The sequence below is a fragment of the Bradyrhizobium sp. PRIMUS42 genome (genome assembly GCF_023006515.1).
In the GTDB taxonomy this organism is placed as follows: Bacteria; Pseudomonadota; Alphaproteobacteria; order Rhizobiales; family Xanthobacteraceae; genus Bradyrhizobium.
Window position 1 is genome coordinate 1 of the sequence record NZ_JALBGZ010000718.1, and the last position, 3,107, is coordinate 3,107.

Annotated in this window: 3 protein-coding genes; 1 reads left to right on the forward strand and 2 read right to left on the reverse strand. The window is 65.2% G+C overall.

The genetic code is table 11. The features are described 5' to 3' along the window. Window positions 1-1,175 (reverse strand): molybdopterin cofactor-binding domain-containing protein (locus tag MOV75_RS32445; protein ID WP_247007355.1); only part of this gene is annotated, 1,175 nt, incomplete at its 3' end. Continuing rightward, window positions 1,175-1,657, reverse strand: a complete 483-nt coding sequence (locus MOV75_RS32450; protein WP_246931343.1) for a (2Fe-2S)-binding protein — start codon at window positions 1,655-1,657, stop codon at window positions 1,175-1,177. The genes MOV75_RS32445 and MOV75_RS32450, both read right to left, overlap by 1 nt. A 248-nt stretch (window positions 1,658-1,905) precedes the next feature. Here MOV75_RS32450 and MOV75_RS32455 point away from each other — a divergent pair. Next, the coding region (locus tag MOV75_RS32455) for a 6-hydroxynicotinate reductase (RefSeq protein ID WP_247007356.1) at window positions 1,906-3,107 on the forward strand (1,202 nt) is incomplete at its 3' end.

The window sequence follows — 3,107 nt, forward strand, 5'->3', positions numbered from 1 at the left end:
GACAGCAGCAGCGCATCGGCGGTGACGTCGTCGGCGCAGTTGCGGCCGTAGCAGCCGGCGGCCTCCAGGCGGATGACCTCGATCTCGCTCTCAGGCCGCTCGATCAGCAGGGCAAGGTCGCTGCGCAGCACATGCGGGTTCTGCGTGCCCGACCAGACGCGGATGTTGCCGCCCTGAAAATCGGCGACCGCGCAGGACGGACCAATCGAGGCGTGCATCTGATATGGCCAGACGTAAGTGCGCTGCATCGGCTTGGCCGCGCCTGAGATCGCCGCGTCAACGTCGCCCTTGTCGATCAGCGTGCGTGGCGTCGACGGATTGGCGCGCAGTGCGGTCTCGACGTCGGCGAGATCGGTGAGGGTGGGCGTCGGTTTCCAGCCGACCTTGAGCTGTTCTGCCGCGCTGATCGCATTCTCCTCGCGCTCGGCGACGACACCGACGAAATCGCCGATACGGACGACGGCGATCAGGCCAGGGACGTCGCGCACCGAGGATTCATCGACCGCGATCAGACTGGTGCCGACGAACGGGCCGGCATCGACACCGGCATAGGGCGGGCGCACCACACGACCGTGCAGCATGCCGGGCACCCGGATATCGTGCACAAAAGTCAGCTCGCCCGTGGCCTTGGCGGGGAGGTCGACGCGCGGCATCGACTGACCGACGATGGCGTAGTCGCCGACGGGTTTAACCACGACATCGTCGGCAAGCTCGAGCCTGATCTCTTCGTCGCCGATCAACTCGCCATAGGTGACGCTGCGATTGTCGTGCCCGCGCACGAGGCCGTCCTCAATACCGAGATCGGCCTCCGGCAGCTCCAGCCGCTCGGCTGCGCGCGCGATCAGGAAGTGACGCGCTTGCGCTGCGGCCTTGCGCAGGGGGACGGCTGTGATCTGGATGGTCTCGCTCGCGATCGTCGCGCCCTGGTTCGGCACCACAGAGGTGTCGCCAAGCACCACGACGACGCGCGCAAAGGACACATCCAACTCCTCGGCGACGATCTGGCCGAGGGCGGTGCGGATGCCGGTGCCGAGATCGACATGGCCGTTATAGGCCGTGACCGACCCGTCCGCGGTAATGCGGACGAAGGTTTCGGATGTGATCTCGTCCACCGTGCGGACGACGACGAGCGAACCGGATTGCCGCTCAGCTCCATCAGGGACAGGAGAGATCATCAATCACCGGCCTCGGCGAGCTGGCCCGACGCGCGCATTACGGCGCGCAGGATTTCGACATGGGTGCCGCAACGGCAGAGATTGTAGCGCAGCGCTGCCAGCGCCTCCTGTTCGCTCGGTCGCGAGTTGATCGCGAGCAGCGCCTTGGTGGTCATGATCATGCCGTTGAGACAGTAGCCGCATTGCGCGGCCTGTTCGTCGATGAAGGCCTGCTGCACCACATCAGGCTTGTCGCGCGTGCCGAGCCCTTCGAGCGTCACGATGTCGCGGCCGGCGCAGCCGCTCACGGGAATCACGCAGGAGCGGGCCGCGGCCCCGTCAATCAGGACAGTGCAGGTGCCGCATTCGCCAAGACCGCAACCATATTTGGGGCCGTTGAGCGCGAGGTCGTTGCGCAGCACGTAGAGCAGCGGCGTCTCTGGCGCCGCAGCGATCTCGTGGATCCTGCCGTTCACGGTGAGGCGGATCGGTGCCTGCGTCATCCTCGTTCCCAAGCTCGCGGCCAAGTGCTCGCAAATTTACGTCGCGACGATACCGTTTGTACACAAACGTGCAAGCCGTGCATGCCGCAGTGCAGCGCGACTGCCTTCTTTGTGGACAGAGCGGTTAGGCAAATGAGGTTTTATGCAGCAGCCGCATCTTTTGCGCCGCACCGCCGCTTGACAGCCATCGGGAGCGCGCGCACCATCGTTCGTATACGAATGATAACTGCGGTCCGCCGGCTTCTCACATGGTGATGGAAACAACGAGCCCTGCCATCGACAAGATCCGCTGCGATGCATGTCCGGTGATGTGCTACATCAAGCCGGGCGCGGCGGGTGCCTGCGATCGCTATGCCAATCACGAGGGCAAGCTCGTCCGCGTCGATCCGCATGTGATCCTGGAGCGCACCGTCTCACATGGCGGCAAGCTGGTCCCGTTCAGCCGCACCGAAGATTGGGACGGCAAGATCGTCCACGAGCCCTCGACCTTCGTCACTGCGATCGGCGCGGGCACCACCTATCCCGACTACAAGCCGGCCCCCTTCATCGTCTCTGCTGAGGTCGACGGCGTCGACATGGTGACTGTCGTCACCGAGGGCATCTTCTCCTATTGCGGCATCAAGGTGAAGATCGACACCGACCGATATCTCGGCCCCGAAACCGCGACGGTGCGCGCGCAGGGCGAGGCGGTCGGCCACGTCACCACCAGCGAATACGGCTCGCAGATGCTCTCGCTCGGCGGCGTGCATCATCTGACCGGCGGCTCCAAGAAGGAAGGCCGCGTCACCTGCGACACGCTGATGGACCTCGCCAATTGCAAGGCGGTGGAGCTGACCATCGACGGCGGCGCGAGCGTGGTCGTGCAGGCCGGCCAACCGCCGATCGTCAACGGCGTGAAAGAAGAGCGGATGCGCGTCGGCTGCGGCTCGGCGACGATCGGCATGTTCGCCAAGCAATGGCACGGCAAGGTCGACGAGGTCGTCGTGGTCGACGACCACATCACCGGCGTGCTGAGCGAACACCAGGCCGGCAAGCTGCTCGACATCGCCGACACCGGCATCAAGATGAAGGGCCGGCGCTCGACGCCCGGCCGCTATTTCCAGGTCGCCGATCCCGGCACGGGGTGGGGCGGAACCGACATCTCCGATCCGCTGGCGATCCTTGGGCCGTTCGATGCCAAGGAGGCAAAGGCCGGTCTGACCATGCTCATGGTTTCCACCACCGGCGAGCATTCGTCCTATTACGTGCTCGACGAGACACTGAAGCCGGTCGAGACCGAGATGCCTGCCGATCTGAAATTCTCGGTCGAGCGCATCCAGGAGAATTGCGAGCCGGCGCTGTGCACGGTGCTGTTCATGGCTGGCGCCGGCGGCTCGCTACGCGCCGGGGTCACCGACAATCCGGTGCGGCTGACGCGCTCGGTGAAGGATGCGCTGACGCGCGTCACCAG

Coding starts and splice junctions, on each gene's coding strand:
- MOV75_RS32450 (WP_246931343.1), bottom strand. CDS start 1,657: ATGACGCAGGCACCGATCCGCCTCACCGTGAACGGCAGGATCCACGAG.